The sequence below is a fragment of the Streptomyces sp. NPDC031554 genome (assembly GCF_055580685.1).
In genome coordinates, this window is the sequence record NZ_JBVIKX010000001.1 from 880,466 (window position 1) to 906,082 (window position 25,617).

The following is a 25,617-nucleotide window of genomic DNA, read 5'->3' on the forward strand; positions in this document are numbered from 1 at the left end:
GGGCCGCGGCAACCCCGCGCGGGGGGCCGCGGCGGCTCCGCGCGGGGGCCGCCGGGCTCACCCCAGGCGGTCCGCCAGTGCCTTGAACTGCGTCCAGGACAGCTCCGGCGCGCCCGGGTCCCACAGTTTCTGCACGGTCGCCCGCAGCGGCATCCGGATGCCCGCCGCGACCTGGTCCTGCGTCTGCGCGTTCGCCAGGTCGCACCAGACGGCGAAGGTCCCGCCGAGGATCCGGTCGTCGTGACGCGCGGGCACCGGCGTCGTGCCGCGCAGCACGCGCGGGGTCCACTGCTCGTAGATCCGCTTCCCCGTGGGGTAGACGAAGGTCTGCGGCTCGCCGAGGACGTAGTACAGGAACTCGTCGTTGTAGTTGACGACCTCGCGGCCCGCGGCCAGGTGGTCGGCGGGCGGGCGCGCCCCGATCTCCTTGCCGGTCCAGTAGGCGACCTGGAGGGCGGGGTCGGCCTTCACGGAGGTGCCCTTGAGGAAGCCGTCGTTCCAGGCGCGCACGGTGCGGCCGTGGGCGCGGACGGTGCCGGCGCGGTCGTCGAGCCAGCCGGTCGCGAGGTCGGCGACGCCGGCGCCGGAGCCGTACCGCTCGCGCGCGGCGGCGGCGAGCTGCGGGTAGGAGGCCTGCGGGTCGGCGACGGTGAGGGCCTGGTACTCGTCGCCGCCGAGGTGCCACTGCCCGCCGGGGAACAGCCCGGCGTACTCGTCGAGCAGGTCGTCGACGAGGTCCGCGGAGGCGTCCTTGGAGATGTCGATCGCCCCGCGGGTGGCGACCCCGCGCGCGTTGCGCAGCTGCAGCTCGGGGTGGGCGGCGAGGACGGCGCCCAGGTGTCCCGGCGAGTCGATCTCGGGCACGACGGTGAGGTGCCGGCTCTCCGCGAGGTCGACGATCCTCCTGACCTGCGCCTTGGTCAGGTGCTGCGGGGAGACGATCTCGGGGTGGGTGTCCGACTCGATCCGGAAGGCCTGGTCGTCGGAGAAGTGCAGCCCGATCTCGTTGAACTTCAGGTCCCCCAGCTCCCGCACCCGGTCCTCGATCCACCCGGGCGTGAAGTTCTTGCGCGCGATGTCCAGCATGAACCCGCGCCGCGGCTTGGCCGGCTCGTCGCGCACGACGCCCTCCGGGGCCGTGCCGCCGCCGTGCACCTCCTGCTTCAGGGTGCGGGTGCCGTAGAACACGCCCGCGTCGGACGGCCCGCTGACGGTGACCCGCCCCCCGCGCACGGTCATGGTGTAGGACTCCGGGTTCGCCCCCTCGTCCTCGTCGAGCGCCAGCCGCAGGTCCCCGGCGCGCACGTCGTCCCGCTCGCCCGCGTACGTCATCCCGAGCTCACCGGCGACCAGCCGGCCCTCGTCGGCCAGGTCCGCGTCGCCCACCACGACCCGCCGCCCCTCCGCCGGCCGCCAGCCGGGCCCGCGCGCGGGGGTGTGCGCGCGGACGGCGGGGATCGTGCGGGGTGCCGCGGAGAGGGCGTAGGACCGGGTGGGCGCGGGGCTCGCGTCCGACGCCGACGGGGCCGGATCGCCGCTCGCGCCGCCGGACGTGCCCGCGGCCCGTCCCGCCTGCCCCGCGGGCGTCCCGCCGTCCCCGGAGGCCCAGACGCCCACGCCCGCCCCGAGCACGACGACGAGACCGCCGGCCAGCAGCGCCCGCCGTACGGCCTTCTCCTGCGGCCTCTTCCGCGGCGCCCGGCGCCGATGCCTGTGCCTGCTCACCCCGACAACCTACGACCCCCGTGCGGCCGGGGCGCGCCGAAGGAGTCCACCGCCCGTTCCGAAACTCTCCCGTGCGGGTGAAATCCGGGCGTCCACCGGACACGTCATGAGCACCCTCGATAACGTGACGTACACACCTTTCACCGCATCCCCTGCCGCACCCCACGTGACGCGAGGACCTCCGCTGTCTGCGCACCGTCTCTTCGACCCTCCGGACCGTGTCGCCCTGCCGACCCTCCCGGGACAGACCAGGACCCCGCCGGCCCCCACCGCGCTGGACGGGTTCAACGGCGCGCCCGCGGCCGAGGCGCGCCGCGTCCTGCTCACCTGCCTGCGCAGTCCGCTCTGGGCCCACCGCGTCACCGCCCACCGCCCCTACCCCACCCCGGACGCCCTGCTGGCGGCCTCGGACGAGGCGGCGTACGACCTGACGGCGCGGGACCTCGCGGAAGCGCTGGCGGCGGAGTCCCTGCCGCCCCTGCCGGCGGTCGCCTACGGGGCGGCCCACATGGCGCTCGGCGCCGCGCACGCGGCCTACCAGGCCCGCTTCGGCCACCCGTTCGTCGTCTGCCTGGACGGCGTCCCGCCGCCGGAGGTCCTGGACCACGTCCTGGAGGCCATCCGGTCACGATTGGCGAACGATCCCGAGGAGGAGCGGGTGGTGACGGCGGAGGAACTGCGCCGTCTGGCCAGGCAGCGGCTCATCGCGCTGCTCTGACGCGGCGGGCCCCGGCCCACCGGGTCCCACCAGCCAGGACGCGACCGCAGACCGGGCCGAAGGGGGGCAGATCCCCCCGGATGCCGCAACGCTCACCCGTACGCGTGCCAGTTTGATCACACAAGCAGGCCCCCTGTGAGCCCGGCGCTCCCGCGTGGCTACGATGCTGGGGGCCGGTGGACCGTACCCGGCCGGGCCCGTCCGACGCCGAAGCCGGCAGGCCCCAATCCCCGCTCCCGGAGGGTTCTTCCGTGCCGGCTGGAACGCTGTACCGCGGCCGGGAAGGAATGTGGTCCTGGGTGGCTCATCGAGTCACCGGCGTCCTCATCTTCTTCTTCCTGTTCGTACACGTGCTGGACACCGCACTCGTGCGGGTCTCCCCCGAGGACTACGACAAGGTCGTAGCCACGTACAAGACGCCGATCGTCGCCGTGCTGGAGTACGGCCTGGTCGCCGCCATCCTCTTCCACGCGCTGAACGGTCTGCGTGTCATCGCCGTCGACTTCTGGTCGAAGGGCACCCGCTACCAGAAGCAGATGCTCTGGGCCGTCGTCGGCATCTGGGTCGTGCTGATGCTCGGGGCGATCTACCCCGTCCTCGGCCACGCCGCTCGTGAAGTCTTCGGGAGCTGAGACAGATGGCCACCACTGAAACCCCCGCGTCCGGAGCCGGCCCCGTCGAGGGCGCCTCCCTGTACGACGTCGACCACCCGGCACCCTTCATCGAGGCCCCGCGCAAGCGGACCAAGAAGTCCCCGAAGTCCACCCGGGGCAACTTCGAGATGGCCGCCTGGCTGTTCATGCGCCTGTCCGGCGTGGTGCTGGTCGTCCTGGTCCTCGGCCACCTGCTGATCCAGCTGGTGCTGGACGGCGGCGTCTCCAAGATCGGCTTCGCCTTCGTGGCCGGCCGCTGGGCCTCGCCGTTCTGGCAGGCCTGGGACCTGCTGATGCTGTGGCTGGCGATGCTGCACGGCGCCAACGGCCTGCGCACGGTCGTCAACGACTACGCGGAGCGCGCGAACACCCGCCTGTGGCTGAAGGGCCTGCTCTACACCGCCACGGTGTTCACCATCCTGCTGGGCACGCTGGTGATCTTCACCTTCGACCCGAACATCCGCTAGGCACGGGGCTGAGGCAACCACTGATGAAGATCCACAAGTACGACACCGTCATCGTCGGCGCCGGCGGCGCCGGTATGCGCGCGGCGATCGAGTCGACGAAGCGCAGCCGGACCGCGGTCCTGACGAAGCTCTACCCCACCCGCTCCCACACGGGCGCCGCGCAGGGCGGCATGGCCGCCGCGCTGGCCAACGTGGAGGAGGACAACTGGGAGTGGCACACCTTCGACACGATCAAGGGCGGCGACTACCTGGTCGACCAGGACGCCGCCGAGATCCTGGCGAAGGAGGCCATCGACTCGGTCCTCGACCTGGAGAAGATGGGCCTGCCGTTCAACCGCACCCCGGACGGCACGATCGACCAGCGCCGCTTCGGCGGTCACAGCCGCAACCACGGCGAGGCCCCGGTCCGCCGGTCCTGCTACGCGGCCGACCGCACCGGCCACATGATCCTGCAGACGCTGTACCAGAACTGCGTGAAGGAGGGCGTGGAGTTCTTCAACGAGTTCTACGTCCTGGACCAGCTCATCACCGAGGTCGACGGCGTCAAGAAGTCGGCCGGCGTCGTGGCGTACGAGCTGGCCACCGGCGAGATCCACGTCTTCCAGGCGAAGGCCGTGATCTACGCCTCGGGCGGCACCGGCAAGTTCTTCAAGGTGACCTCGAACGCGCACACGCTGACGGGTGACGGCCAGGCGGCGGTCTACCGCCGCGGCATCCCGCTGGAGGACATGGAGTTCTTCCAGTTCCACCCGACCGGCATCTGGCGCATGGGCATCCTGCTGACGGAGGGCGCCCGCGGTGAGGGCGGCATCCTGCGCAACAAGGACGGCGAGCGCTTCATGGAGAAGTACGCGCCCGTCATGAAGGACCTGGCGTCGCGCGACGTCGTGTCCCGGTCCATCTACACGGAGATCCGTGAGGGCCGCGGCTGCGGTCCCGAGGGCGACCACGTCTACCTCGACCTCACCCACCTCCCGCCGGAGCAGCTGGACGCCAAGCTGCCGGACATCACCGAGTTCGCGCGCACCTACCTCGGCATCGAGCCGTACACGGACCCGATCCCGATCCAGCCCACCGCGCACTACGCGATGGGCGGCATCCCGACGAACGTCGCGGGTGAGGTGCTGGCCGACAACACCACGGTGGTGCCCGGTCTGTACGCCGCCGGCGAGGTCGCCTGCGTGTCCGTGCACGGCGCCAACCGGCTGGGCACGAACTCGCTGCTGGACATCAACGTGTTCGGCAAGCGCGCGGGCATCGCCGCCGCCGAGTACTCCCAGAAGGCCGACTACGTCGAGCTGCCGGAGGACCCCGCGTCCCTGGTCGTCGCGCAGATCGAGCGGCTGCGCAACTCGACGGGCACCGAGCGGGTGGCGACGATCCGCCGCGAGCTGCAGGAGACCATGGACGCCAACGTCATGGTGTTCCGCACCGAGCAGACGATCAAGACGGCGGTCGAGAAGATCGCCGAGCTGCGCGAGCGCTACCTGAACGTCTCGATCCAGGACAAGGGCAAGCGGTTCAACACCGACCTGCTGGAGGCCGTCGAGCTGGGCAACCTGCTCGACCTGGCCGAGGTGATGGCCGTCTCCGCCCTCGCCCGCAAGGAGTCCCGCGGCGGTCACTACCGTGAGGACTACCCCAACCGCGACGACGTCAACTTCATGCGCCACACCATGGCGTACCGCGAGGTGGGCGACGACGGCACCGAGTCCATCCGTCTCGACTACAAGCCGGTCGTCCAGACCCGCTACCAGCCGATGGAGCGTAAGTACTGATGGCTACCCCCGTTCTGGACAAGGCGGACTCGGCTCCCGAGCCCGGTTTCGCCGACTCCCCGTACATCACCGCCGTCTTCCGGATCCGCCGGTTCAACCCGGAGGTCTCGGCCGAGGCGACCTGGGAAGACTTCCCGGTGGAGATCGACCCCAAGGAGCGCGTCCTCGACGCCCTCCACAAGATCAAGTGGGAGCTGGACGGCAGCCTGACGTTCCGCCGTTCCTGCGCCCACGGCATCTGCGGCTCCGACGCGATGCGGATCAACGGCAAGAACCGCCTCGCGTGCAAGACCCTGATCAAGGACATCAACCCCGCGAAGCCGATCACGATCGAGCCCATCAAGGGCCTGACGGTCCTGAAGGACCTCGTGGTCGACATGGAGCCGTTCTTCCAGGCGTACCGCGACGTGATGCCCTTCCTCATCACGAAGGACACCAACGAGCCGACGCGTGAGCGGCTCCAGAGCGCCGAGGACCGCGAGCGCTTCGACGACACCACGAAGTGCATCCTGTGCGCCGCGTGCACGTCGTCGTGCCCGGTGTTCTGGAACGACGGGCAGTACTTCGGCCCGGCGGCCATCGTCAACGCGCACCGCTTCATCTTCGACTCGCGCGACGAGGCCGGCGAGCAGCGCCTGGAGATCCTGAACGACCGCGACGGCGTGTGGCGTTGCCGTACGACGTTCAACTGCACGGACGCCTGCCCGCGCGGCATCGAGATCACCAAGGCGATCCAGGAGGTCAAGCGGGCGCTGATCACCCGCCGCTTCTGAGCACGTCGCACGGCCGAGGGCCCCGTTCCGCGCAGTGATGCGGGAGCGGGGCCCTCGGCGTTGAGCGGGCGGGGATCAGCCGCGCAGGACGCGACCCTGGGAGTCGGTGCGGTCGTTGCTCGTCAGGAACAGGATGCCGTCGATGAGCGCCCAGATGCCGAGGCCACCGCAGGTGAGGAGCTGGGCGACGCCCACGCCGACGGAGCCGACGTAGAAGCGGCCGATGCCGAGGTAGCCCAGGAAGAGCTGGAGGATGCCCGCGACGATCTTCGACTTGTCGGAGTACGGACGACCCAGCGGGTCGACGCCGTAGGGGGCCTCGGGGGTGGGGACGCTCATGAGAACTGCTCCTGGAGTGCTTCGTGGTGCGGCGACCCCGGAACTGGTTGCTCCGGGACGGGGAGTCCAGGAGGGATGCGAGATGCGTGTACGCCGAGCTTGCGCCGACCGTGCGTCGACAACGCCCGCGCACGCCTTTCGGCCGTGCGGGACGTCCCCCCTGTGGCCGTGAGCCTAGGGAATGCCGAAGGTAAGAAGGGAGTAGGAACGGACGATCGTTCCTGTTCCGTGATCAATTCCCGTCAACCGCCGGGTACCCGGCAGGGTTCACGCACCGGCGTCCGGGCGGTCGCCGCGCGGCACGGACGGCGCAGGACGGCGGGGCGGCGGGCTTCGCCGGACTCCGGCGGGCTTCGGGCGGGGCGTCCTAGAGGACGTTGCGCGCGACGGTCCACGTCACGGCGAGTCCCAGGATCACGGCCTGCGAGCGCCTGCCGAGCGCGGGGCGCCAGCGGCGGCCGCGCAGCCCCTCCACCATCCAGCGGGCCAGCAGCACGAGGGCGAAGGGCGAGGCGAGGAGCAGGGCCCGGTTGTCCAGCCAGGCGGCGCCGAGGTGACCGTGCATCAGGTCGTACGTCATGCGGGTGCCGCCGCACGCGGGGCACAGCAGGCCGGTGACGAAGCGGAACGGGCACTGCGGCAGCAGGTGGCCGCCCTCGTGCGGGTCGGTGACGTAGAGGTGGGCCGAACCGGCCAGACCGGCGGCGAGCACCGCGAGGGGTGCCGCCGCCGGGTGTCGCAGGAGGGAGCCGGGCTCCCCGCCCGCCACGTCAGCCACGCAGGATCCGGCCCTGGGCGTCGGTCTTGTCGTTGCTGGTGAGCAGGATGATGCCGTCGATCAGCGACCAGATGCCGAGGCCGCCGCAGGTGAACAGCTGGGCGAGGCCCATGCCGACGTGGCCGATGTAGAAGCGGCCGACGCCGAAGGTGCCGAGGAACAGCTGGAGGATGCCCGCGATGATCTTCGACTTGTCGGACAGGGGCCGGCCGTAGGGGTCGTAGCCGTAGGGGGCGTTGGGGTCACCGGTGTAGGTGCCGGGCGGGACGGCGCCGGGGGGCGGGTAGCCGCCCTGCTGGTAGCCGCCCTGCGGGTAGCCCTGCTGGTAGCCGGGCTGCTGGTAGCCGCCCTGCGGCTGTCCGCCCTGGGGGTACCCGTAGGGGCCGGGCTGGCCGGCGTTGGGGTACCCGTAGCCGGGCTGGGGCGGCTGGTGGGGCTGCTGCGGCTGTTCGGACAAGGTGACCCCCGAGGTGGTTCGGCGTGAGCGGACGAAGTGAGTTCACGTCATCTTGCACGAAGATTCCACCGCTGGTGAAGCCAGGTCAGCGCGAGGTCCGGGCAGGAGCGGGGCAGGAGCGTCCGGGGTCCGGTCGGGGCCCGGCACCGCGGGGCGGTCGTTCCGCGGCACGGTCGCCGGCAATCACCCGGTTCGTCCCTCATTCCACTTATTCTGACGGTATGTCAGACGACGAGTCCTACGAACTGCTCGGGTTCGACAACGTCCTGCTGCCCGTCGGCGACCTCGGTGAGGCCGTCGGGTTCTACGAGCGGGCCGGGTTCTCGGTGGCGTTCCGGTTCGACGAGGCCGGGATCGCGTTGCTGAGGGTCGGGGGCGAGACGCCCGGCGTCCTGCTGCGCGTGGAGGAGGCGCTCGGGCACCGGCCGCCGCCGTGGGCCGCGCCGCGCCTGTGGCTGGAGGTGCCGGACGCGCGCGCGGCGGCCCGCGCGCTGGCGGACGCCGGCGTCCGGCCCCTGGACGAGCCGTTCCCGGGGGCCACCGGCTGGACCGTGGAGGTCGCCGACCCCTGGGGGAACGTCCTGGGCTTCACGGACTACTCCAAGCGGCCGGAGCTGGGCCGGAGAGGGTGAGGCGGGACGAGGGCCGCCGTACGGCCCGGCGCGGGGCCGGGCCCCCGGTGCGGCCGGACCCGCGTGCGGCCGCCGGTGACGGCGTCCCCCGCCCCCACTGGTTAGGCTCCTTCCCGTGCCAGCGAACGACGACGCCCCCGCCGGGGCCGCTCCCCCGCCCCGGTCCTCCGGGGCCGTCGCCCCGACCAAGTCGGAGCAGACCCGCGCGCTGATCCTGGAGACGGCGATGCGGCTGTTCCAGGAGCGCGGCTACGACCGGACCACGATGCGGGCCATCGCCCAGGAGGCGGGCGTCTCCGTCGGCAACGCCTACTACTACTTCGCCGGCAAGGAGCACCTGATCCAGGGCTTCTACGACCGGCTCGCCGTCGAGCACCGGGCGGCGATCGGGGAGCTGCTGGAACGGGAGACGGACCTGGAGGCGCGCCTCGCGGGCGTGCTGCGGATCTGGCTGGACGTGGCAACGCCGTACCACGAGTTCGCCGTGCAGTTCTTCAAGAACGCCGCCGACCCGGACAGCCCGCTCAGCCCCTTCTCCCCGGAGTCGGAGCACGCGCGCCGGGAGGCCATCGGCGTCCACAAGGCGGTGCTGGCCGGTTCGAAGGCGAAGGTGCCGGAGGAACTGCGGGAGGTGCTGCCCGAGTTGATGTGGCTCTCCCAGATGGGTCTCGTCCTGTACTGGATCTTCGACCGCACCGAGGGCCGCGAGCGCAGCTACCGGCTCGCCGAGCGGGGCGCGCGCCTGACCGCGCGCGGTGTGGCGCTGGCCCGCTTCCGGGTGCTGCGGCCCCTCGTCCACGAGGTGCACGAGCTCTTCACGGACTTCCTGCCCGGCATGACGAAGGCCCTGCCGGACCCGGCGAAGAAGCAGAAGGAGCAGAAGGAGGAGGAGAGGGAGCAGCCGCCGGGCCCGGCCGAGTAGGTGGTCCGCGTCAGCGCTGCGCGTCCACCTCCCCCGGCTCCAGCTCCACGTCGACGGCCAGCGGCTCGTCCGCGACCAGCACCTGCCGGGCGCGTGAGGCGTACGCGCTCGCCGTCGTCGCCAGCAGATACGTCCCCGGCGCCGGGACGGAGAGGACGTAGGAGCCGTCGGCGAGGGAGACGGCCCGGTCCACCTGGCGTCCGCCCGCCGACATCAGGGTGACCGCCGCGCCCTCGACGGGACCGCCGGCCGGGTCGCGGACGTGGCCGTGGACGGCCGAGGCGGGGCCGCCGGCGGGTGCGGCGGTCTCCTCGGCCTCCACTGTCTCCCCTGCCTCCCCTGCCTTCCCGGCCTCCCCGGCCTCCTCCTTGGGTTCCACCGCCAGGTGCGGCAGCCGCTTGTCCAGCCAGGCCGGCAGCCACCAGTTGGACGTGCCGAGCAGGTGCATCGCGGCCGGGACGAGGGCCGTGCGCAGGACGAACGCGTCCAGCGCGACCGCCGCCGCCAGGCCCACGCCCGCCATCGCGGCGCCCGAGTCGCCGCTGAGGACGAACGCGAGGAAGACGCAGACCATGATCAGGGCCGCGGAGTTGATGACCCGGCTGGTCTCGGCGAGGCCGACGCGCACCGCGCGGGCGTTGTCGCGGGTGTGCACCCACTCCTCGTGCATCCGGCTGACCAGGAACACCTGGTAGTCCATCGACAGGCCGAACAGCAGGGACAGCATGATCACCGGCAGGAAGGCGTTGATCGGGCCCTCCTTGCCGAGGCCGAGCAGGTCGAGTCCCCAACCCCACTGGAAGACCGCGACGAGCACGCCGAAGGAGGCCGCCGCCGCCACCAGGTTCATCACGGCGGCCGTCAGCGGCACCACCAGGGAGCGGAAGGCCACCAGCAGCAGCAGGAAGCCCAGGCCGATGATGGTCGCGACGAACAGCGGCAGCCGGTCCCCGGTGACGGTCGCGAAGTCCTTGGAGACCGCGGTGACCCCGCCGACGTGCGCCTCGACGCCGGCCGCCGGGATCACCTCGTCACGCAGCCGGTCGATGAGGGTGTCCGTCTCCTCGGACTGCGGCGAGGTCGTGGGGACCACCTGGACGACGGTGACGCCCCGGGCGGGCGGTAGCGCGGCGACCCGGGCGACCCCCTCGGTGGCCTCGATGCCCTGGACGAGGGCGGTGGCGTCACCTTCGGGGACGACCACCTGGAGCGGGCCGTTGAAGCCCGGTCCGAAGCCCTCGGCGAGCAGGTCGTAGGCCTGCCGGGTGGTCGTGGTGGTGTCGTCGTTGCCCTGGTCGGTGGCGCCCAGGCGCAGCGAGAGGACGGGCAGCGCGAGGAGCGCCATGACCGCCAGCGCCAGCACGGCAGTCGTCCGGGGCCGCCGCTGGACGGTCGCGGACCAGCGGTGGGCCAGGCCGGTCGCCTGCTCCGGCGCCGTGCCCGCCCCGCCCGCGGCCGTGCCGGAGACGTCCGCCGCGAGCCGGCGCCGCTGCCTGCGGCTGAGCACGCGCGGGCCGAGGAGGCCGAGCAGCGCCGGGAGCAGCGTCGTGGCGGCCAGGACGCTGAGGACGACCGTGAGGGAGGTGCCGATGACGACGCCGTCCAGGAAGCGCAGGTTCGTCACCAGCATCCCGGCGAGCGCGATGCACACCGTGCCGCCCGCGAACAGGACGGCCCGGCCCGAGGTGTTGAGCGCGGTGACCGTCGACTCCTCCGGGTCCATGCCGCGCAGCACGCCCTTGCGGTGCCGGGTGACGATGAACAGGGCGTAGTCGATGCCGACGCCCAGGCCGATCAGCGAGGACAGCAGCGGCGCCAGGTCCGGGATGTCGGTGACGTGGCTGAGCAGCTGGGTGGAGAACAGGCCGGTGCCGACGCCGAAGACGGCCACGCCGATCGGCAGCAGCATCGCGAACAGCGAGCCGAAGGCGAGGAACAGCACGACCGCCGCGGCGGCCAGGCCGACCATCTCGGCGAGGCCGGTCGGCGGCTCCTGCACCCGCTGGACGGCCTGTCCGCCCACCTCGACGTCGAGGCCGTCGCGCCGCGCGTCCCGCGCGGTGTCGACGACGTCCCGCACGAGTTCCTTGGGCACGGCGTTCGCCTGGTCGGTGAAGGTGACCTGGGCGTAGGCGATCCGCCCGTCCCGGCTGATCTGGGCCGCGCCCTCGGCGCCCGCGTACGGGCCGGTGACGCCGCCGACGCCCGTCATGCCGGCGATTCTCTCCAGTGCGGGCTGGATGCGGGCGCGCACCTCCGTGTCCCGGACCGAGCCCTCGTCCACCTTCCAGACGACCGTGTCGACGTCGCCCGCGCGCGCGGGGAACGCCTCCTCCATCAGGTCGTACGCCTTCTTGGAGTCCGTGTCGGGGAGGGAGAACACGTTCGCGTAGTCCGTGCCCGCGGACGAGGCCGAGAAGCCCAGTCCGCACAGTGCCCCCACCCACAGCAACAGGACCACCAGCCGGTGCCGGTAGCACCATCGCGCCAATGCCGCCACGCTTCAGCTCCTTCGTCGTCGGTCGGTCCCCCGGGTCCTGACCGACAGGATCGGCGCCGGCGCCCGCGCGTGGCGGTCGACCGCCCGGACTCTCAAGAAACTCCAAAGCGAGAGGCGGCCCCGCCACCGGGGGGCGGTGCCGATACTGGGGGCATGACGACGGCCCCCGGCACCGTGCTGGTGGTGGAGGACGAACCGAGCATCGCGGACGTCCTCGCCATCGCCCTGCGCTTCCACCGCTTCGAGGTCCTGACCGCGGGCACCGTCCGCGAGGCCCTCGCCCTCGCCGACCCGGTCTCCCCCCACGCGCGCGCGGGCTCGCACGGCGGGCGGCCGCCCGTCGACGTGGCCCTGCTCGACGTGATGCTGCCGGACGGCGACGGGCGGGCCCTGGGACGGGAACTGCGTCTACGACGCCCGGAGTTGGCCCTGGTCTTCCTGACCGCGCGGGACGCCCCCGCGGAGATCGTCGGTGCCCTCGGTTTCGGCGACGACTACATCACCAAGCCGTTCGACATCGACGTGGTCGTCGCCCGCGTCACGGCGGTCCTGCGCCGCACCCGCGGCGGGAGCCCGGCCGGCGACGTCCTGCCGCCACGCCCGCCGCTGCGCCACGGCGACCTGGAGCTGGACGAGGCGACGTACTCGGTGCACCGCGCGGGCCGCACCGTCGAGCTGACCCCCACCGAGTACGCGCTGCTGCGCTTCCTGGTGCGCAACGGCGGCCGGATCGTGCCCAAGGAGCAACTCCTGCGCCACGTCTGGCAGTACGAGCACGCACCGGCCGAGTCGACCGTCGTCGAGACGTACATCAGCTATCTGCGGCGCAAGCTCGACGCGCTGGGACCGCCCGTGATCACCACCCGGCGGGGCGTGGGGTACGGGCTGACATGAGGCGGCCGCACCGGCGTGGCACGCACTCCCTGCGGGTGAAGCTGACGGCGGCCAACGTGGTGCTGCTCGCGCTCGGCATCATCGCCGCGACCGCCGTCAGCCTGATGACCATGCGGCACTACCTGCTGGACCAGGCCGACTCCGAACTGACCAAGACCCGCGCCTCGCTGAGCGGTTCGGGCCTGACCCTGCGGAAGATCGACTCGCTGAGCGCGCTCGGCTTCGTCCGCGACCGCCTGATGCCCGAGCGGTCCGGCGAACTGCCCGCGCCCGACTCGGTCTTCGCCGCGGTCGGCCGCGACGGAACGGCGGTGGCCGTCTTCGGCGTCGAACCGACCGACGCCCAGCGGGGGCTGGCGCGGGCCGTCGAGGACCCCGCCGCCCTCGCCCGCGACCCGGAGCCGCACGACGTCACCGTGGCCGGCGCCGCCTACCGCGCGACCGCGATCCGGCTCGCCGACGGCACCTGCATCCTGCTCGCCGTCTCCACCGACGCCGTGCACAAGGGCATGGTCAAGGCGCTCAAGCTCGACCTCGCCGTGGGCTCCCTGCTGCTGGCGCTGCTGGCCTGTCTGACGCTGTTCAGCGTCCGGCGGCGGATGCGGCCGCTGGAGGACATGGTGGAGACCTCCTCGGCGATCGCCGAGGGCGACCTCACCCGGCGGGTGCCCTCCCGCCACGCCCCGACCCAGGAGGTCGAGCAGCTGCGCCTGGCCCTGAACTCGATGCTCCAGCAGGTGGAGACGGCGTACCGCACGCGCGAGCGCAGCGCGGCCCAGCTGCGCCGGTTCGTCGCGGACGCCTCGCACGAGCTGCGCACCCCGCTGTCCGCGATCCGCGGCTACCTCCAGCTGTACGACCAGGGCATGCTGCGCGACCCGGGCGAGCGGCGGCGCGCCTGGGACCGGATGAACGGCGAGGTGGACCGCATGGGCCGGCTCGTCGACGAACTCCTCACCCTCGCCCGCCTCGACCAGCGGCCCGAGCTGCGGCTGCGCGACGTGGACGTGGGCCGGCTGGTGCGGGACGCGGCGCAGGACCTGCGGGCCCAGCAGCCGGACCGGCCCGTCGCGGTCGACGCGGCCGGCGCGGTCCTGGTGCGGGCCGACGAGTCGGGGCTGCGCCAGGTCCTGGGCAACCTGCTGGCCAACGTGCGCACGCACACGCCCGCCGACGTGCCGGTCCGGCTGGCCGTGACGCGCGCCGACGGCGTCGTGCGGCTGTCGGTGCGGGACGAGGGGCCGGGGCTGGCCGCGGAGGACGCGGCGCGGGTCTTCGACCGCTTCTTCCGCGCGGGCGGCGGCGCGGGCAGCGGGCTGGGCCTGGCGATCGTGCAGGGCGTGGTGGACGCCCACGGCGGCGAGGTGGGCGTCCGCACGGCACCGGGCGAGGGCCTGACGGTGACGGTCCGGCTGCCGGACCGGGCGGCGGAGTGCGGTTAGGGCGTGTTGCGAAAGTCCCGTCTGCCCCGGGGGCCGGGTGGACCGTGCGCGCCGGACGCGCCGGTGGGGAGGTGCTCCTCGTGGCGCCCGTCCCGCGCGGTCCTCAGGCCTGCTTCGACGCCAGTTCGACGACCGTGATGTCGGAGGGGGCGCCCACGCGGGTGGGCGGGCCCCAGGCGCCGGCGCCGCGCGAGACGTAGAGCTGGGTGTCGCCGTAGCGCTCCAGGCCCGCGACGGTCGGGTTCGCGGCGGCGGCGAGGAGGCCGCCGGGCCAGAGCTGGCCGCCGTGGGTGTGGCCGGAGAGCTGGAGGTCGACGCCGTGCTCGACGGCGTCGTGGATCTGCACGGGCTGGTGGGCGAGGAGCACGCACGCGCGGGCCCGGTCCCGGTCGCCGAGGGCCTTCGCGAAGTCGGGGCCCTGCCCCTCGCTCTCGCCCGCGACGTCGTTGACGCCGGCCAGGTCGAACCACGGCAGTTCGGTCCGCGCGTTCTCCAGCGGCAGCAGGCCGAGCCGCCGCACCTCCCGGACCCACTGCTCGGCGCCGGAGAAGTACTCGTGGTTGCCGGTGACGAAGAAGCTGCCGTGCCGGGCCCGCAGCTGCGCGAGGGGGGCCGCCGCCGGGCCCAGGTCCTTCACGCTGCCGTCGACCAGGTCGCCGACGACCGCGATCAGGTCGGGCTGCGTGCCGTTGACGGTGTCGACGACCCGCTGCGCGAAACCGCGGCCGAGGACCGGACCCAGGTGGATGTCGCTGACGACCGCGATCCGGTAACCGTGCGCCGCGCGCGGCAGCTTGGCCAGCGGGACGGTGACCCGCTTCACCCGGGGACCCCGCAGCACGCCGTAGGTGCCGTACCCGACGGTCCCGGCCGCGGCCGCGGCCGCGGCGCCGCCGACGACGCGGGAGACGAACAGGCGGCGGGAGGGGGTGGCGAGACCCGGTGAGCCGGTGTCCCGCGAGGACGGCGGTTCCCCGGACGGCGTGTCCTGGGACGGCGTGTCCCCGGGCGGCGCGGGCGTCCCGTGGCCGGGCGGGGACGCCGGGACAGTCTCGGGTTCCTCGTCCCGCGCCTCCACCGGCCGCGTCACCGGCGCCCCGGCGGCCGCCCGCCGCTCCAGGACGCGCCGCAGCAGCGGCCGTACGGCCTCGCCCGCCAGGACCGCCAGGACCAGGTACAGCGACAGCGCCAGCCACAGGAAGCCGGGCCAGGCCAGGACGCGCTGGAGCCAGAAGGGGGCGCCGGCCCGTTCGGCGACCAGGGCGCCGACGGCGAGGGCCCAGCCGCCCGCGATCAGCACCGCGCCGCCGCGCCGGACCGGGCCGGGGGCGCGGGTCGTGTCGCGGAACAGGCGGCGCCACAGGTACCAGTTGGCCCCGGCGACGACGGCCAGGACCGCCAGGGCGAGCAGCACGAAAAGGATGACCACGGTGTTCGTATCCCCGCTGTGGGCTTCGGGCGTCGGGCTATGAGGTTCGGCGCAGGGCGCGCAGTCCGCGCAACCCGATGCCCCCGACGACCGTCCCCAGTACGAAGGAGACGACGGCGAGCGTCAGATGGACCCAGAAGTAGGCCGTGGGGTCGCCGTCGTCGAACGCGAGCCCGCTGCTGTCCTTGATCAGGTTTTTGACGAAAGTGACCCAGATGACCCAGCTCCACACCCCGAAGGCGAGAAGGAACCAGGACACCGGGCGGCTGAGCTTCATGCGTTCAGTATCGCCGCCCGCTGTCCGGTTCCATGACGGGGGTGGGGAGGGGGGCGGGACTTCCCGTCGTGTGCCGGGTACTTTCTCCGTCGTGCCCGCACCCTCGAAGCAGACCGTCAGGCGAGCCCTGCTGGTCGTCTCAGCGACCCTCGCGTCCCTCGCGCTGACCGCGCCCGTGTCCGCCGCCGCGCCGACCCCGTCGCCCTCGGCCCCGGCCTCCGGTTCGCCGTCCGCCTCCTCGTCCGCCTCCTCGTCGGCGTCGGCGTCGGCCGGTGCGTCCGCCGCTCCCCCGCCGGGGATGTCGTCGCTGGGCGGCGCCCGCCTCGGGCAGGCCGGGACACAGGTCCAGCTCGCCGGCGGCGCGCCGGTGCTGCCGAAGGACCTCACCGCGCGGTCCTGGATCGTCGCGGACGCCGAGTCCGGCGAGGTGCTCGCCGCGCACAACGCGCACTGGCGGCTGCCCCCGGCGAGCACCCTGAAGATGCTCTTCGCCGACACCGTCCTGCCGAAGTTCCCCAAGGCCACGCAGTACAAGGTCGCGCCAAAGGACCTGGAGGGGGTGGGCGCCGGCTCCAGCATGGTCGGGATAAAGGAGGGCGAGACCTACTCCGTCCACGACCTGTGGCTCGGTGTCTTCCTGCGCTCCGGCAACGACGCCGTGCACGTCCTGTCGGCCATGAACGGCGGCGTCGCGGCCACCGTGCGGCAGATGAACGACCACGCCGACGAGCTGCAGGCCCTGGACACCGACGTGGTCTCGCCCGACGGTTACGACGCCCCCGGCCAGGTCTCCTCGGCCTACGACCTGACGCTGATCGCCCGCTCCGGCCTCCAGAAGCAGGACTTCCGCGAGTACTGCTCGACGCTCACCGCGAAGTTCCCGGGCGCCACGACGAAGAACAAGAAGGGCCGCACGGTCCGCGAGACCTTCGAGATCCAGAACACCAACCGGCTGCTCACCGGCGACTACGACATCACCCAGTACCAGGGCATCGCGGGCGTCAAGAACGGCAACACCACCAACGCGGGCGCCACCTTCACCGGCGTCGCCGAGCAGGGCGGGCGGGTCCTGCTGGTCACGGTGATGAACCCGGAGAAGGACGACCACAACGAGGTCTACAAGGAGACCGCCGCCCTCTTCGACTGGGGTTTCCGGGCGGCCGGCAAGGTGACGCCGGTGGGCGAGCTGGTCCCGCCGAAGGGTGCCGCGCAGGCCGGCGCGCAGCCCGGCGCGGGCTCCGGCGAGGAGGGCGAGGCCGGCGGCGTCGGCAACGTGTCCGAGCGGCCGGTGGCGGGCGCGGTCGCGAAGAACGGCTCCGGTGGTGTCGGGACCGCCATGGCGATCACCGGCGGGGCGCTGGTGCTGCTCGCCGGCGCGGTGTTCCTGGTCAACCGCCGGTGGCCGCTGCCGGATCTGGTGCGCCGCCGCCGCTGACCCCGTCCGGGGCCCCGGTCTCCGTCTCGGACTCCGGGCCGGTGTCGGTGTCCGCGCTCCCCGTCGCGGTCCACGCGGCGCAGAACAGGACGAGTTTCGCCGTGAAGTTGATCCACAGCAGCAGGGCGATGGGCACGCCGAAGGCGCCGTACATGCTCTTCGTCGCCACGCCCTGCAGGTAGCCGCTGAGCAGCAGCTTCAGCAGTTCGAAGCCGACGGCGCCGGTGAGCGCCGCCACGACCAGGCGGCGGCGCGGCGGCTCCACGCCCGGCAGCAGCGTCAGGACGTACAGCAGGAGCAGGAAGTCGGCGAGGACGGCGACGGCGAACGCGGCGACGCGCAGCAGGATGCCGCCCCAGCCGGACTGGTCGACGCCCCCCTGTTCGATGATCCAGCCGACCATCGCCGAGGCGACGGTGGAGACGGCGAGGGTGACGAGGACGGCGCCGCCGAGTCCGAGGAGGATGCCCAGGTCCTTGAGCCTGCGCAGGACCGGGTTCTCCTCCTCGTCGGGCAGTTCCCACACCGCGCGCAGGCACTCGCGCGCGGAGCCGGCCCAGTTGACCCCGGTGAGCACCAGGGCGGCACCGGCGATGAGGCCGACGGTGCCGGCGTTCTGCACCAGGCTGTCGACGTTCAGCCGGTCGGAGATGCCGGGCACCTGGTCGGTGATCTTGTCCTGGAGTTCCTTCTGCCGCTCGGGACCGAGGGTGGCGGCACCGATCGCGGCCCCCACGGTGAGCAGCGGGAAGAGCGCGACGAAGCTGGTGAACGTCATCGCGGCGGCCAGCATCGTCCACCGCACCCGGTCCAGCCGCTCGTAGGACCGCCACGCGTGCGTGGCCGTCATCCGCGCGATCCACGGCCCGATCCCGGGGAGCTTTTTCAGCCAGTCCATGATCCGACTCCCCTGGTGAGACGCGCGCGGTGCTCGGGACGGGCATCGTGGGGGTCCGTCTACCCCGAAACCGCCGGACCGTGGCCGGCGGCGGGGCCGCGCGTCACCAGTCGGCCACCGCCAGACCGTACATGGTGAGCCAGACCAGGCCGATCAGGGCGAGGGCGCGGTCGCCGAGGACGACCTCCTCGGGTTCGCCCGCCGTGCCGCGGTCGGCGAAGACGGCGTAGCGCAGGACGGCCAGGACGAAGGCGACCACGGACAGCTGGCGCCAGGGCAGCACGCTGGTGTGCGGGACGCCGCCCTCCTCCAGCGCCCACAGGCAGTAGCCGAGCACGGCGACCCCGGCGGCGAGCTGCCAGACGAAGCGCAGGTAGCCGGTGGTGTACTCGGTGAGCAGCGCGCGGGTGGCACCCGCCGTCCCGGCCATCTGCACGGCCTCGGAGTAGCGCTTGGCCGAGACCATGAACAGCGCCCCGAAGCCGGTGGTGATGAGGAACCAACGCGACAGCGGGATGCCGAGCGCGAGCCCGCCGGCCACGGCCCGCATCAGGAAGCCCGTGGTGACGACGACGAGGTCGACGACGAGGACGTGCTTCAGGCTGACGCAGTACGCCAGCTGCATGCCCAGGTAGGCGACGAGGAGCCCGGCGACGGCGGGGGTGGCCAGCCAGGCCGCGAGGACCGGTGCCAGTACCGCGAGGGTGCCTCCGGCGGCGTACGCGACGGGGACGGGGACCTGTCCGGCGGCGACCGGGCGGTGCCGTTTGGTGGGGTGGGCGCGGTCGGCCTCGGCGTCGCGGGCGTCGTTGACGAGGTAGACGGCGGCGGCGCAGGCGGTGAACAGGGCGAGGACCAGGGCGAGTCCGGTGAGGGCGCGGACGGTGAACAGCTGCCCGGCCGCGGCGGGGGCGGCGACGACCAGGACGTTCTTGACCCACTGCTTGGGGCGGGCGGTGCGCAGCAGACCGGCCGGGAGGGAACCGGCGGGCGCGGTGGCGCCGGGGCGCGAGGCGGGACTGGCGGAACGCGAGGCGGGAGAGGTGTCCGGACCGGGGCGGGCTCGCCCGCCGGGGAGGGCGGGTTCCGACGGGTGCGGCTCGGCGCGGCGGTGGGCCCCGGCGAGGGGCGCGGCCTCAGGCACGGACGCCTCCGCCCGCCCCGGGCGCGCCGGCTCTCATCCAGGGGACGCCGAGGCCCGCCGCGAGTGCGCCGAGGGCCGCTCCCGCGGCCACGTCGGAGGGGTAGTGCACGCCGACGACCAGGCGCGACAGGCACATCGCGGCGGCGAGCGGGGGCACGGCGTACGCCCCGAGGGCGCCGTAGGCGACGGCGGCGGCCGCGGCGGAGGTGGCGTGCGCACTCGGGAAGGAGTGCCGTCCGGCGGTGCGGACCCGGTGCTCGACGTGGGCCGGGCGCGGGCGGCGCACCATCCGTTTCACGCCCATGCCGGCGAGGTGGGCGCCCGCGGTGAGCGCGGCGGCCCGCAGCCAGGCACCGCGCCGGGCGCCGTCGAGGGCGGCTCCCGCGAGGCCCGCCGCGAGCCACAGCGCGCCGTGCTCGCCCGCCCGGGACAGGGTGCGCGCGGCGGCCGCCAGGCGCGGATCGGCGCCGCGGGCGTGGACCGCCGTGAGGATGCGGTGGTCGACGCAGGTCTCCGTGCCGGCGCCGCGGTCCACCGTGCCGACGCCGCGGTCCACCGTGCCGACGCCGTCCACGCCGTCCGTGTCGTTCATGCCGCCCCACTCGTCCGACTCGTCCATGGAGGTTCACTGTTCACGCCTGACACCCCGAACATCCGGCGATATCGAGCGACATACCATTAATCACCCATTCCGGGGAGTGTGGAATGTTTCAAAACTAATCACCCGCACAGGGGCGATACGGTCACCGACATGCCTGCCGAGACCGTTTCCGTCACGGGGTGGGGCCGCACCGCTCCCTCCACCGCCCGTCTGATCCGTCCCAGGACGTACGCGGAGGCCGTGACCGCGGTCCGGGACTGCGGGGCGCGCGGGAGCATCCCCCGGGGCCTGGGGCGGGCGTACGGGGACGCGGCGCAGAACGCCGGCGGGGCGGTGCTCGACATGACGGGCCTCGACCGGATCCACGTCGTCGACGTGGCCGGCGGCAGCGTCCTGTGCGACGCGGGCGTCTCCCTGCACCACCTCATGGAGGTCCTGCTGCCGCTGGGCTGGTTCGTGCCGGTGACCCCCGGCACCCGCTACGTGACCGTCGGCGGTGCGGTCGGCGCCGACATCCACGGCAAGAACCACCACGTGTCCGGTTCCTTCTCCCGGCACGTCGTCTCCCTGGAACTGCTCACCGCCGACGGCACGGTCCGCACCGTCCGCCCCGGCACCGCCCTCTTCGACGCGACCGCGGGCGGCATGGGCCTGACCGGCGTGATCCTCACCGCGACCGTGCGGCTCCACCCCGTGGAGACGAGCCTGATGTCCGTCGACACCGAGCGCGCGAGCGACCTCGACGACCTGATGGCCAGGCTGACCGCCGGCGACCACCGCCACCGCTACTCGGTCGCCTGGATCGACCTGCTGGCCCGCGGCGCCGCCACCGGCCGGGCCGTCCTGACCCGCGGCGACCACGCCCCCCTCGCCGCCCTGCCCGCCCGCGCGCGCAGCGCCCCGCTGTCCTTCCGCCCCGCCCGGCTCCCGGCCGCGCCCGCCTGCTTCCCCGAAGGGCTGCTCACCCGCCGGACCGTGGGCCTCTTCAACGAGCTCTGGTACCGCAGGGCGCCCCGCGCGCGCACCGGCGAACTCCAGCGGCTGTCCGCCTTCTTCCACCCCCTCGACGGGGTCCCGCACTGGAACCGCGTGTACGGCCGCGGCGGCTTCGTGCAGTACCAGTTCGTCGTCGGCCACGGCCGGGAGGAGACCCTGCGCCGGATCGTGGACCGCATCGCGCGGCACCGCTGCCCGTCCTTCCTCGCCGTCCTCAAGCGGTTCGGGGAGGCCGACCCCGGCTGGCTCTCCTTCCCCGTGCCCGGCTGGACGCTGGCCCTGGACGTCCCGGCGGGGCTGCCCGGCCTCGGCGACCTCCTCGACGGGCTCGACGAGGAGGTCGCCGAGGCCGGGGGACGCGTCTACCTCGCCAAGGACTCCCGGCTGCGGCCGGACCTGCTCGCCGCGATGTACCCGCGGCTGGACGACTTCCGCGCGCTGCGCGCGGAGCTGGACCCCCGTGGGGTGTTCGTGTCCGACCTCGCGCGCCGGCTCGCCCTCTGACACACCCCCAGAACCCCAGGAGCAGTCGTGAAGGACGCCTTCGGCCTTCCCCAGTCCCTTCTCGTGCTGGGAGGCACGTCCGAGATCGCGCTGGCCACCGCGCGCCGGCTGATCGCCCGCCGCACCCGCACGGTCCGTCTGGCCGGACGCCCCTCGCCCGCCCTGGAGTCGGCCGCCGCGGACCTGCGCGCCCTCGGCGCCGACGTGCGCACCGTCGCCTTCGACGCCCTCGCCCCCGAGACGCACGAGGGCGTGCTGGGCGAGGTGTTCGCGGAGGGCGACGTCGACCTGGTGCTGCTCGCCTTCGGCGTCCTCGGCGACCAGGCCCGCGACGAGCGCGACCCGGTGGCCGCCGTGCGCGTCGCGCAGACCAACTACACGGGCGCGGTGTCGGCGGGCCTCGTCGCCGCCCGCGCGCTCCAGTCCCAGGGCCACGGCTGTCTGGCCGTCCTGTCGTCCGTCGCCGGCGAACGGGCCCGCCGCGCCAACTTCATCTACGGCTCCAGCAAGGCCGGCCTGGACGCGTTCGCGCAGGGGCTGGGCGACGCGCTGCAGGGCACGGGCGTCCACGTCATGGTCGTGCGCCCCGGCTTCGTGCGGACGAGGATGACCGCGGGGCTGGCGGAGGCGCCGCTGGCGACCACCCCCGAGGAGGTCGCGGCGGCCGTCGAACTGGGGCTGCGGCGGCGCTCGGAGACGGTGTGGGTGCCGGGGGTGCTGCGCGTGGTGATGTCGGGCCTGCGGCACCTGCCGCGCGGGGTGTTCCGCAGGCTGCCGGTCTAGGGCGTGTGGCGAAGGTCCCGTCTGCCAGGCGCCGCCGAGCCTGCCCTTCGGGCAGACGACGCTACTTTCGCAACACGCCCCAGGGGTGTCGTCCCGTCAGGTCTGGGCCCTGTCGATCAGTGGGCGCGGGAGGCAGTCGCGGTCCCCATGGGCGGCCTGCGGGGGGACGACCGGGCCGCCGAAGGCGTACTCGCGGAGCTTGCGCCAGACGCCGTCGGCGCCCTGCTCGTGGAGGCCGAAGCCGGTGCAGGACCATTCGGCCCGGTAGTCGGCGAGTTCCTCGTACGCGCGGTCCATCGCCGCCTCGTCGATGCCGTGCGCCACCGTGACGTGCGGGTGGTAGGGGAACTGGAGGTCGCGGGCGAGCGGCCCGGAGGCGTCACGGACCCGCTGCTGCAGCCAGGCGCAGGCCGAGACCCCCTCGACCACCCGCACGTACACCACCGGCGACAGCGGCCGGAAGGTGCCGGTGCCGTACAGCCGCATCGGGAACGGGCGGCCCGCCTCGGCCACCGCGCTCAGGTGCGCCTCGACGGCCGGCAGGGCGCCGGCGTCGACCTCGGTCGGCGGCAGCAGCGTGACGTGGGTGGGGATACCGTGAGCCGCGGCGTCGCCGAAGCCCGCGCGCCGCTCCTGGAGCAGGCTGCCGTGGGGCTCCGGGACCGCGATCGACACGCCGATCGTTACGGTCCCCACGTCGTCTCCTTCGTCGCGTCGGACGGGCCGGGCGCCGGCCCGGCACCTGGTGCCTGGTTCGTACTCAGTCGTACGGCTATCGACTGTACGGCCACGGCCGTGTCGAGGGCAGGCGCAGCGGAAGTGATGTGCAGCGCTCTGCCCGGTGGAACATGCGTGCGGTGGTGCGCCCTCGGTGCCGGGCCTCAGTGCTTGGCGGGCAGGAAGCCCACCCTCCGGTACGTCCCGTCCAGCGTCTCCGCGGCGACGGCGCGGGCCTTCTCGGCGCCCTTGGCCAGGATCGAGTCGAGCGTCTCGGGGTCGTCCAGGTACTGCTGGGTGCGGTCCCGGAACGGCGTGACGAAGTCGACGACGACCTCGGCGAGGTCCGTCTTGAGGGCGCCGTACAGCTTGCCCTCGTACTGCCGCTCCAGCTCCGGGACGCTCGTGCCGGTGAGGGTCGAGTAGATGCCGAGGAGGTTGCTCACGCCCGGCTTGTTCTCGGCGTCGTAGCGGATGACGGTGTCGGTGTCCGTGACCGCGCTCCTGACCTTCTTCGCGGTGGCCTTCGGCTCGTCGAGCAGGTTGATGAGGCCCTTCGGCGTGGACGCCGACTTGCTCATCTTGATCGACGGGTCCTGGAGGTCGTAGATCTTGCCGGTCTCCTTGAGGATGTACGGCTTCGGGATCGTGAAGGTCTCGCCGAAGCGGCCGTTGAAGCGCTCGGCGAGGTCGCGGGTCAGCTCGATGTGCTGGCGCTGGTCCTCGCCGACCGGCACCTCGTCGGCCTGGTACAGCAGGATGTCCGCGACCTGGAGGATCGGGTAGGTGAACAGGCCGACCGAGGCGCGGTCGGCGCCCTGGCGGGCGGACTTGTCCTTGAACTGGGTCATGCGGGAGGCCTCGCCGAAGCCGGTGAGGCAGTTCATGACCCAGGCGAGCTGGGCGTGCTCGGGGACGTGGCTCTGCACGAACAGCGTGCAGCGGTCCGGGTCGAGCCCCGCCGCGAGCAGCTGCGCGGCGGCCAGCCGGGTGTTGGCGGTCAGTTCCGCCGGGTCCTGCGGGACCGTGATCGCGTGCAGGTCGACGACCATGTAGAACGCGTCGTGGGACTCCTGGAGCGCCACCCACTGACGGACGGCGCCGAGGTAGTTGCCGAGGTGGAACGAGCCTGCGGTGGGCTGGATCCCGGAGAGCACGCGGGGACGGTCATTCGCCATGCCCACCATTGTCTCAGAGCCGCGAGGGTGGTCCGCGAGGGTGGCGGGCGCGGGGCGCGGGGCCGACCGTGGCACCGCGCCCCGCACGGGGTGCCTCAGCCGAGGTCGATCTCCGGGTACAGCGGGAAGCCCGCCACCAGGTCGGTCGCCCGCCGGGAGATCTCGTCGGAGACCTTCTCGTCCAGGACGTGGGAGGCCTTCGAGGGGGCGCCCGACTTCGTCGTGCCCGGCTCCGCCGTCGTCAGGACGCGGTCCATCAGGGCCGCGACCTCGTCCATCTCGGCCGTGCCGAGGCCGCGCGTGGTCAGCGCGGGGGTGCCGACCCGGATGCCGGAGGTGTACCAGGCGCCGTTGGGGTCGGCGGGGATCGCGTTGCGGTTGGTGACGATGCCCGAGTCGAGGAGGGCCGTCTCGGCCTGCCGGCCGGTGAGGCCGTAGGACGTGGCGACGTCGATCAGGTTGAGGTGGTTGTCGGTGCCGCCGGTGACGAGGGTCGCGCCGCGGCGCGTCAGACCCTCCGCCAGCGCACGGGAGTTGTCGACGATGCGGCGGGCGTAGTCCTGGAAGGCGGGCTGCCGGGCCTCGGCCAGGGCCACCGCCTTCGCGGCCATGACGTGCGGGAGCGGGCCGCCGAGGACCATCGGGCAGCCGCGGTCCACCTGGTCCTTGAGGGAGTCGTCGCACAGGACCATGCCGCCGCGCGGGCCGCGCAGCGACTTGTGGGTGGTGGTCGTGACGATCTGGGCGTGCGGGACCGGGTCGAAGTCGCCGGTCAGCACCTTGCCCGCGACCAGGCCCGCGAAGTGCGCCATGTCGACCATCAGGGTCGCGCCCACCTCGTCGGCGATCTCCCGCATGATCCGGAAGTTCACCAGCCGGGGGTAGGCGGAGTAGCCGGCGACGATGATGAGCGGCTTGAACTCGTGGGCGGTGGCGCGCAGCGCGTCGTAGTCGATCAGGCCGGTGGCCGGGTCGGTGCCGTAGGAGCGCTGGTCGAACATCTTGCCGGAGATGTTGGGGCGGAAGCCGTGGGTGAGGTGGCCGCCGGCGTCCAGGGACATGCCCAGCATGCGCTGGTTGCCGAAGGCCCGGCGCAGTTCGGCCCAGTCGGCCTCGGAGAGGTCGTTGACCTGGCGGGCGCCGGTCCTCTCCAGGAAGGGCGCCTCCACGCGGTCGGCGAGGACGGCCCAGAAGGCGACCAGGTTGGCGTCGATGCCGGAGTGCGGCTGGACGTAGGCGTGGCGGGCGCCGAAGAGTTCGCGGGCGTGCTCGGCGGCGAGGGACTCGACGGTGTCGACGTTGCGGCAGCCGGCGTAGAAGCGGCGGCCGACGGTGCCCTCGGCGTACTTGTCGCTGAACCAGTTGCCCATCGCGAGGAGGGTGGCCGGGGAGGCGTAGTTCTCGGAGGCGATCAGCTTGAGCATCTCGCGCTGGTCGGCGACCTCCCGGCCGATGGCGTCGGCGACGCGCGGCTCGACGGCGCGGACCACGTCGAGGGCGGCGCGGAAGGCGGTGGACTCGGTGGAGAGGGGCTGCTGCTCTGACATGACGTCGGCCTCCGGATGGCGTGGCGTGCA

The 25,617-nt window shown here is 73.2% G+C and carries 25 protein-coding genes; 12 read left to right on the forward strand and 13 right to left on the reverse strand.

What is annotated here, in order from left to right; genetic code table 11:
- Window positions 1-57: 57 nt before the first annotated feature.
- Entirely contained in the window at window positions 58-1,653 is a 1,596-nt protein-coding gene (locus ACZ5FU_RS03850) for a beta-N-acetylhexosaminidase (protein WP_451525647.1), read from the reverse strand.
- A 238-nt stretch (window positions 1,654-1,891) separates the two neighbouring features.
- Here ACZ5FU_RS03850 and ACZ5FU_RS03855 point away from each other — a divergent pair, with 238 nt between their 5' ends.
- The 5 genes from ACZ5FU_RS03855 (at window position 1,892) to ACZ5FU_RS03875 (ending at window position 6,114) form a co-directional block, all read left to right on the forward strand.
- Window positions 1,892-2,443, forward strand: coding sequence for a 2-oxo-4-hydroxy-4-carboxy-5-ureidoimidazoline decarboxylase (locus ACZ5FU_RS03855; protein WP_451525646.1), 552 nt, complete (start codon window positions 1,892-1,894; stop codon window positions 2,441-2,443).
- Between the two features lie 251 nt (window positions 2,444-2,694).
- Entirely contained in the window at window positions 2,695-3,075 is a 381-nt protein-coding gene (gene sdhC, locus ACZ5FU_RS03860; RefSeq protein WP_451525220.1) for a succinate dehydrogenase, cytochrome b556 subunit, read from the forward strand.
- 5 nt (window positions 3,076-3,080) lie between these two features.
- Window positions 3,081-3,563, forward strand: a complete 483-nt coding sequence (locus tag ACZ5FU_RS03865) for a succinate dehydrogenase hydrophobic membrane anchor subunit (RefSeq protein ID WP_469044356.1) — start codon at window positions 3,081-3,083, stop codon at window positions 3,561-3,563.
- A 23-nt stretch (window positions 3,564-3,586) separates the two neighbouring features.
- Window positions 3,587-5,341, forward strand: a complete 1,755-nt coding sequence (gene sdhA / locus ACZ5FU_RS03870; RefSeq protein WP_398102327.1) for a succinate dehydrogenase flavoprotein subunit — start codon at window positions 3,587-3,589, stop codon at window positions 5,339-5,341.
- The gene (locus tag ACZ5FU_RS03875; protein WP_451525217.1) at window positions 5,341-6,114 is read left to right on the forward strand and encodes a succinate dehydrogenase iron-sulfur subunit; all 774 of its coding nucleotides are present in this window, start codon (window positions 5,341-5,343) and stop codon (window positions 6,112-6,114) included. The genes sdhA and ACZ5FU_RS03875 overlap by 1 nt, the downstream gene beginning before the upstream one ends.
- A 75-nt stretch (window positions 6,115-6,189) precedes the next feature.
- On the opposite strand, the gene ACZ5FU_RS03880 is transcribed toward ACZ5FU_RS03875, so the two are convergent.
- The 3 genes from ACZ5FU_RS03880 to ACZ5FU_RS03890 form a co-directional block, all read right to left on the reverse strand.
- Window positions 6,190-6,453: a TM2 domain-containing protein gene (locus ACZ5FU_RS03880; RefSeq protein ID WP_451525216.1), complete on the reverse strand. Its 264-nt coding sequence runs from the start codon at window positions 6,451-6,453 to the stop codon at window positions 6,190-6,192.
- A 367-nt stretch (window positions 6,454-6,820) separates the two neighbouring features.
- A complete protein-coding gene (locus ACZ5FU_RS03885) occupies window positions 6,821-7,231 on the reverse strand; it encodes a DUF2752 domain-containing protein (protein ID WP_451525215.1) in 411 nt (136 codons plus the stop codon).
- Window positions 7,224-7,688 carry a TM2 domain-containing protein gene (locus ACZ5FU_RS03890; protein WP_451525214.1) on the reverse strand — a complete coding sequence of 155 codons (465 nt, stop codon included), beginning with the start codon at window positions 7,686-7,688 and terminating at the stop codon, window positions 7,224-7,226. Before ACZ5FU_RS03890 ends, ACZ5FU_RS03885 begins: the two co-directional genes overlap by 8 nt.
- 221 nt (window positions 7,689-7,909) lie before the next feature.
- Between ACZ5FU_RS03890 and ACZ5FU_RS03895 the strand changes: the two genes are divergently transcribed.
- Window positions 7,910-8,320 carry a VOC family protein gene (locus tag ACZ5FU_RS03895; RefSeq protein ID WP_468833596.1) on the forward strand — a complete coding sequence of 137 codons (411 nt, stop codon included), beginning with the start codon at window positions 7,910-7,912 and terminating at the stop codon, window positions 8,318-8,320.
- A gap of 115 nt (window positions 8,321-8,435) precedes the next feature.
- Window positions 8,436-9,242, forward strand: a complete 807-nt coding sequence (locus ACZ5FU_RS03900) for a TetR/AcrR family transcriptional regulator (RefSeq protein ID WP_469044358.1) — start codon at window positions 8,436-8,438, stop codon at window positions 9,240-9,242.
- A gap of 10 nt (window positions 9,243-9,252) precedes the next feature.
- Here the strand turns inward: ACZ5FU_RS03900 and ACZ5FU_RS03905 are convergent, their stop codons facing one another.
- Window positions 9,253-11,733 carry an MMPL family transporter gene (locus ACZ5FU_RS03905; RefSeq protein WP_469044732.1) on the reverse strand — a complete coding sequence of 827 codons (2,481 nt, stop codon included), beginning with the start codon at window positions 11,731-11,733 and terminating at the stop codon, window positions 9,253-9,255.
- A gap of 162 nt (window positions 11,734-11,895) precedes the next feature.
- On the opposite strand from ACZ5FU_RS03905, the gene ACZ5FU_RS03910 reads away from it, so the two are divergent.
- Together ACZ5FU_RS03910 and ACZ5FU_RS03915 are read left to right on the forward strand one after the other, a co-directional pair.
- Window positions 11,896-12,636, forward strand: a complete 741-nt coding sequence (locus ACZ5FU_RS03910) for a response regulator transcription factor (protein WP_451775144.1) — start codon at window positions 11,896-11,898, stop codon at window positions 12,634-12,636.
- Window positions 12,633-14,078, forward strand: a complete 1,446-nt coding sequence (locus ACZ5FU_RS03915; RefSeq protein WP_468833601.1) for a sensor histidine kinase — start codon at window positions 12,633-12,635, stop codon at window positions 14,076-14,078. The genes ACZ5FU_RS03910 and ACZ5FU_RS03915 overlap by 4 nt, the downstream gene beginning before the upstream one ends.
- A 103-nt stretch (window positions 14,079-14,181) precedes the next feature.
- Here ACZ5FU_RS03915 and ACZ5FU_RS03920 read toward each other — a convergent pair whose 3' ends face one another.
- Window positions 14,182-15,507 (reverse strand): metallophosphoesterase, encoded by a 1,326-nt coding sequence (locus tag ACZ5FU_RS03920; protein WP_451525209.1) that lies wholly within the window; start codon window positions 15,505-15,507, stop codon window positions 14,182-14,184.
- Between the two features lie 37 nt (window positions 15,508-15,544).
- Window positions 15,545-15,784, reverse strand: a complete 240-nt coding sequence (locus ACZ5FU_RS03925) for an SCO4848 family membrane protein (RefSeq protein ID WP_264936557.1) — start codon at window positions 15,782-15,784, stop codon at window positions 15,545-15,547.
- A 91-nt stretch (window positions 15,785-15,875) separates the two neighbouring features.
- Here ACZ5FU_RS03925 and ACZ5FU_RS03930 point away from each other — a divergent pair, with 91 nt between their 5' ends.
- Window positions 15,876-17,219 carry a D-alanyl-D-alanine carboxypeptidase family protein gene (locus ACZ5FU_RS03930; protein WP_469044360.1) on the forward strand — a complete coding sequence of 448 codons (1,344 nt, stop codon included), beginning with the start codon at window positions 15,876-15,878 and terminating at the stop codon, window positions 17,217-17,219.
- Here the strand turns inward: ACZ5FU_RS03930 and ACZ5FU_RS03935 are convergent.
- From ACZ5FU_RS03935 to ACZ5FU_RS03945, 3 genes are all read right to left on the reverse strand, one after another.
- Window positions 17,173-18,117: a YihY/virulence factor BrkB family protein gene (locus ACZ5FU_RS03935; protein ID WP_451525207.1), complete on the reverse strand. Its 945-nt coding sequence runs from the start codon at window positions 18,115-18,117 to the stop codon at window positions 17,173-17,175. The genes ACZ5FU_RS03930 and ACZ5FU_RS03935 overlap by 47 nt on opposite strands.
- Before the next feature lie 103 nt (window positions 18,118-18,220).
- On the reverse strand, window positions 18,221-19,084 hold the full coding sequence (locus ACZ5FU_RS03940; RefSeq protein WP_451525644.1) for a decaprenyl-phosphate phosphoribosyltransferase: 864 nt from the start codon (window positions 19,082-19,084) through the stop codon (window positions 18,221-18,223).
- Between the two features lie 169 nt (window positions 19,085-19,253).
- Window positions 19,254-19,880, reverse strand: coding sequence for a phosphatase PAP2 family protein (locus ACZ5FU_RS03945; protein ID WP_469044362.1), 627 nt, complete (start codon window positions 19,878-19,880; stop codon window positions 19,254-19,256).
- 132 nt (window positions 19,881-20,012) lie between these two features.
- On the opposite strand from ACZ5FU_RS03945, the gene ACZ5FU_RS03950 reads away from it, so the two are divergent.
- Window positions 20,013-21,362 (forward strand): FAD-binding protein, encoded by a 1,350-nt coding sequence (locus tag ACZ5FU_RS03950; RefSeq protein WP_451525206.1) that lies wholly within the window; start codon window positions 20,013-20,015, stop codon window positions 21,360-21,362.
- Between the two features lie 27 nt (window positions 21,363-21,389).
- Window positions 21,390-22,145 carry a decaprenylphospho-beta-D-erythro-pentofuranosid-2-ulose 2-reductase gene (locus tag ACZ5FU_RS03955; protein ID WP_451525205.1) on the forward strand — a complete coding sequence of 252 codons (756 nt, stop codon included), beginning with the start codon at window positions 21,390-21,392 and terminating at the stop codon, window positions 22,143-22,145.
- A 96-nt stretch (window positions 22,146-22,241) separates the two neighbouring features.
- Here the strand turns inward: ACZ5FU_RS03955 and ACZ5FU_RS03960 are convergent, their stop codons facing one another.
- From ACZ5FU_RS03960 to ACZ5FU_RS03970, 3 genes are all read right to left on the reverse strand, one after another.
- On the reverse strand, window positions 22,242-22,841 hold the full coding sequence (locus tag ACZ5FU_RS03960; protein ID WP_451775134.1) for a 2'-5' RNA ligase family protein: 600 nt from the start codon (window positions 22,839-22,841) through the stop codon (window positions 22,242-22,244).
- Between the two features lie 185 nt (window positions 22,842-23,026).
- Window positions 23,027-24,040, reverse strand: a complete 1,014-nt coding sequence (gene trpS / locus ACZ5FU_RS03965) for a tryptophan--tRNA ligase (protein WP_451525203.1) — start codon at window positions 24,038-24,040, stop codon at window positions 23,027-23,029.
- A 95-nt stretch (window positions 24,041-24,135) separates the two neighbouring features.
- Window positions 24,136-25,587 (reverse strand): glycine hydroxymethyltransferase, encoded by a 1,452-nt coding sequence (locus ACZ5FU_RS03970; RefSeq protein WP_451775131.1) that lies wholly within the window; start codon window positions 25,585-25,587, stop codon window positions 24,136-24,138.
- Window positions 25,588-25,617: the final 30 nt, after the last annotated feature.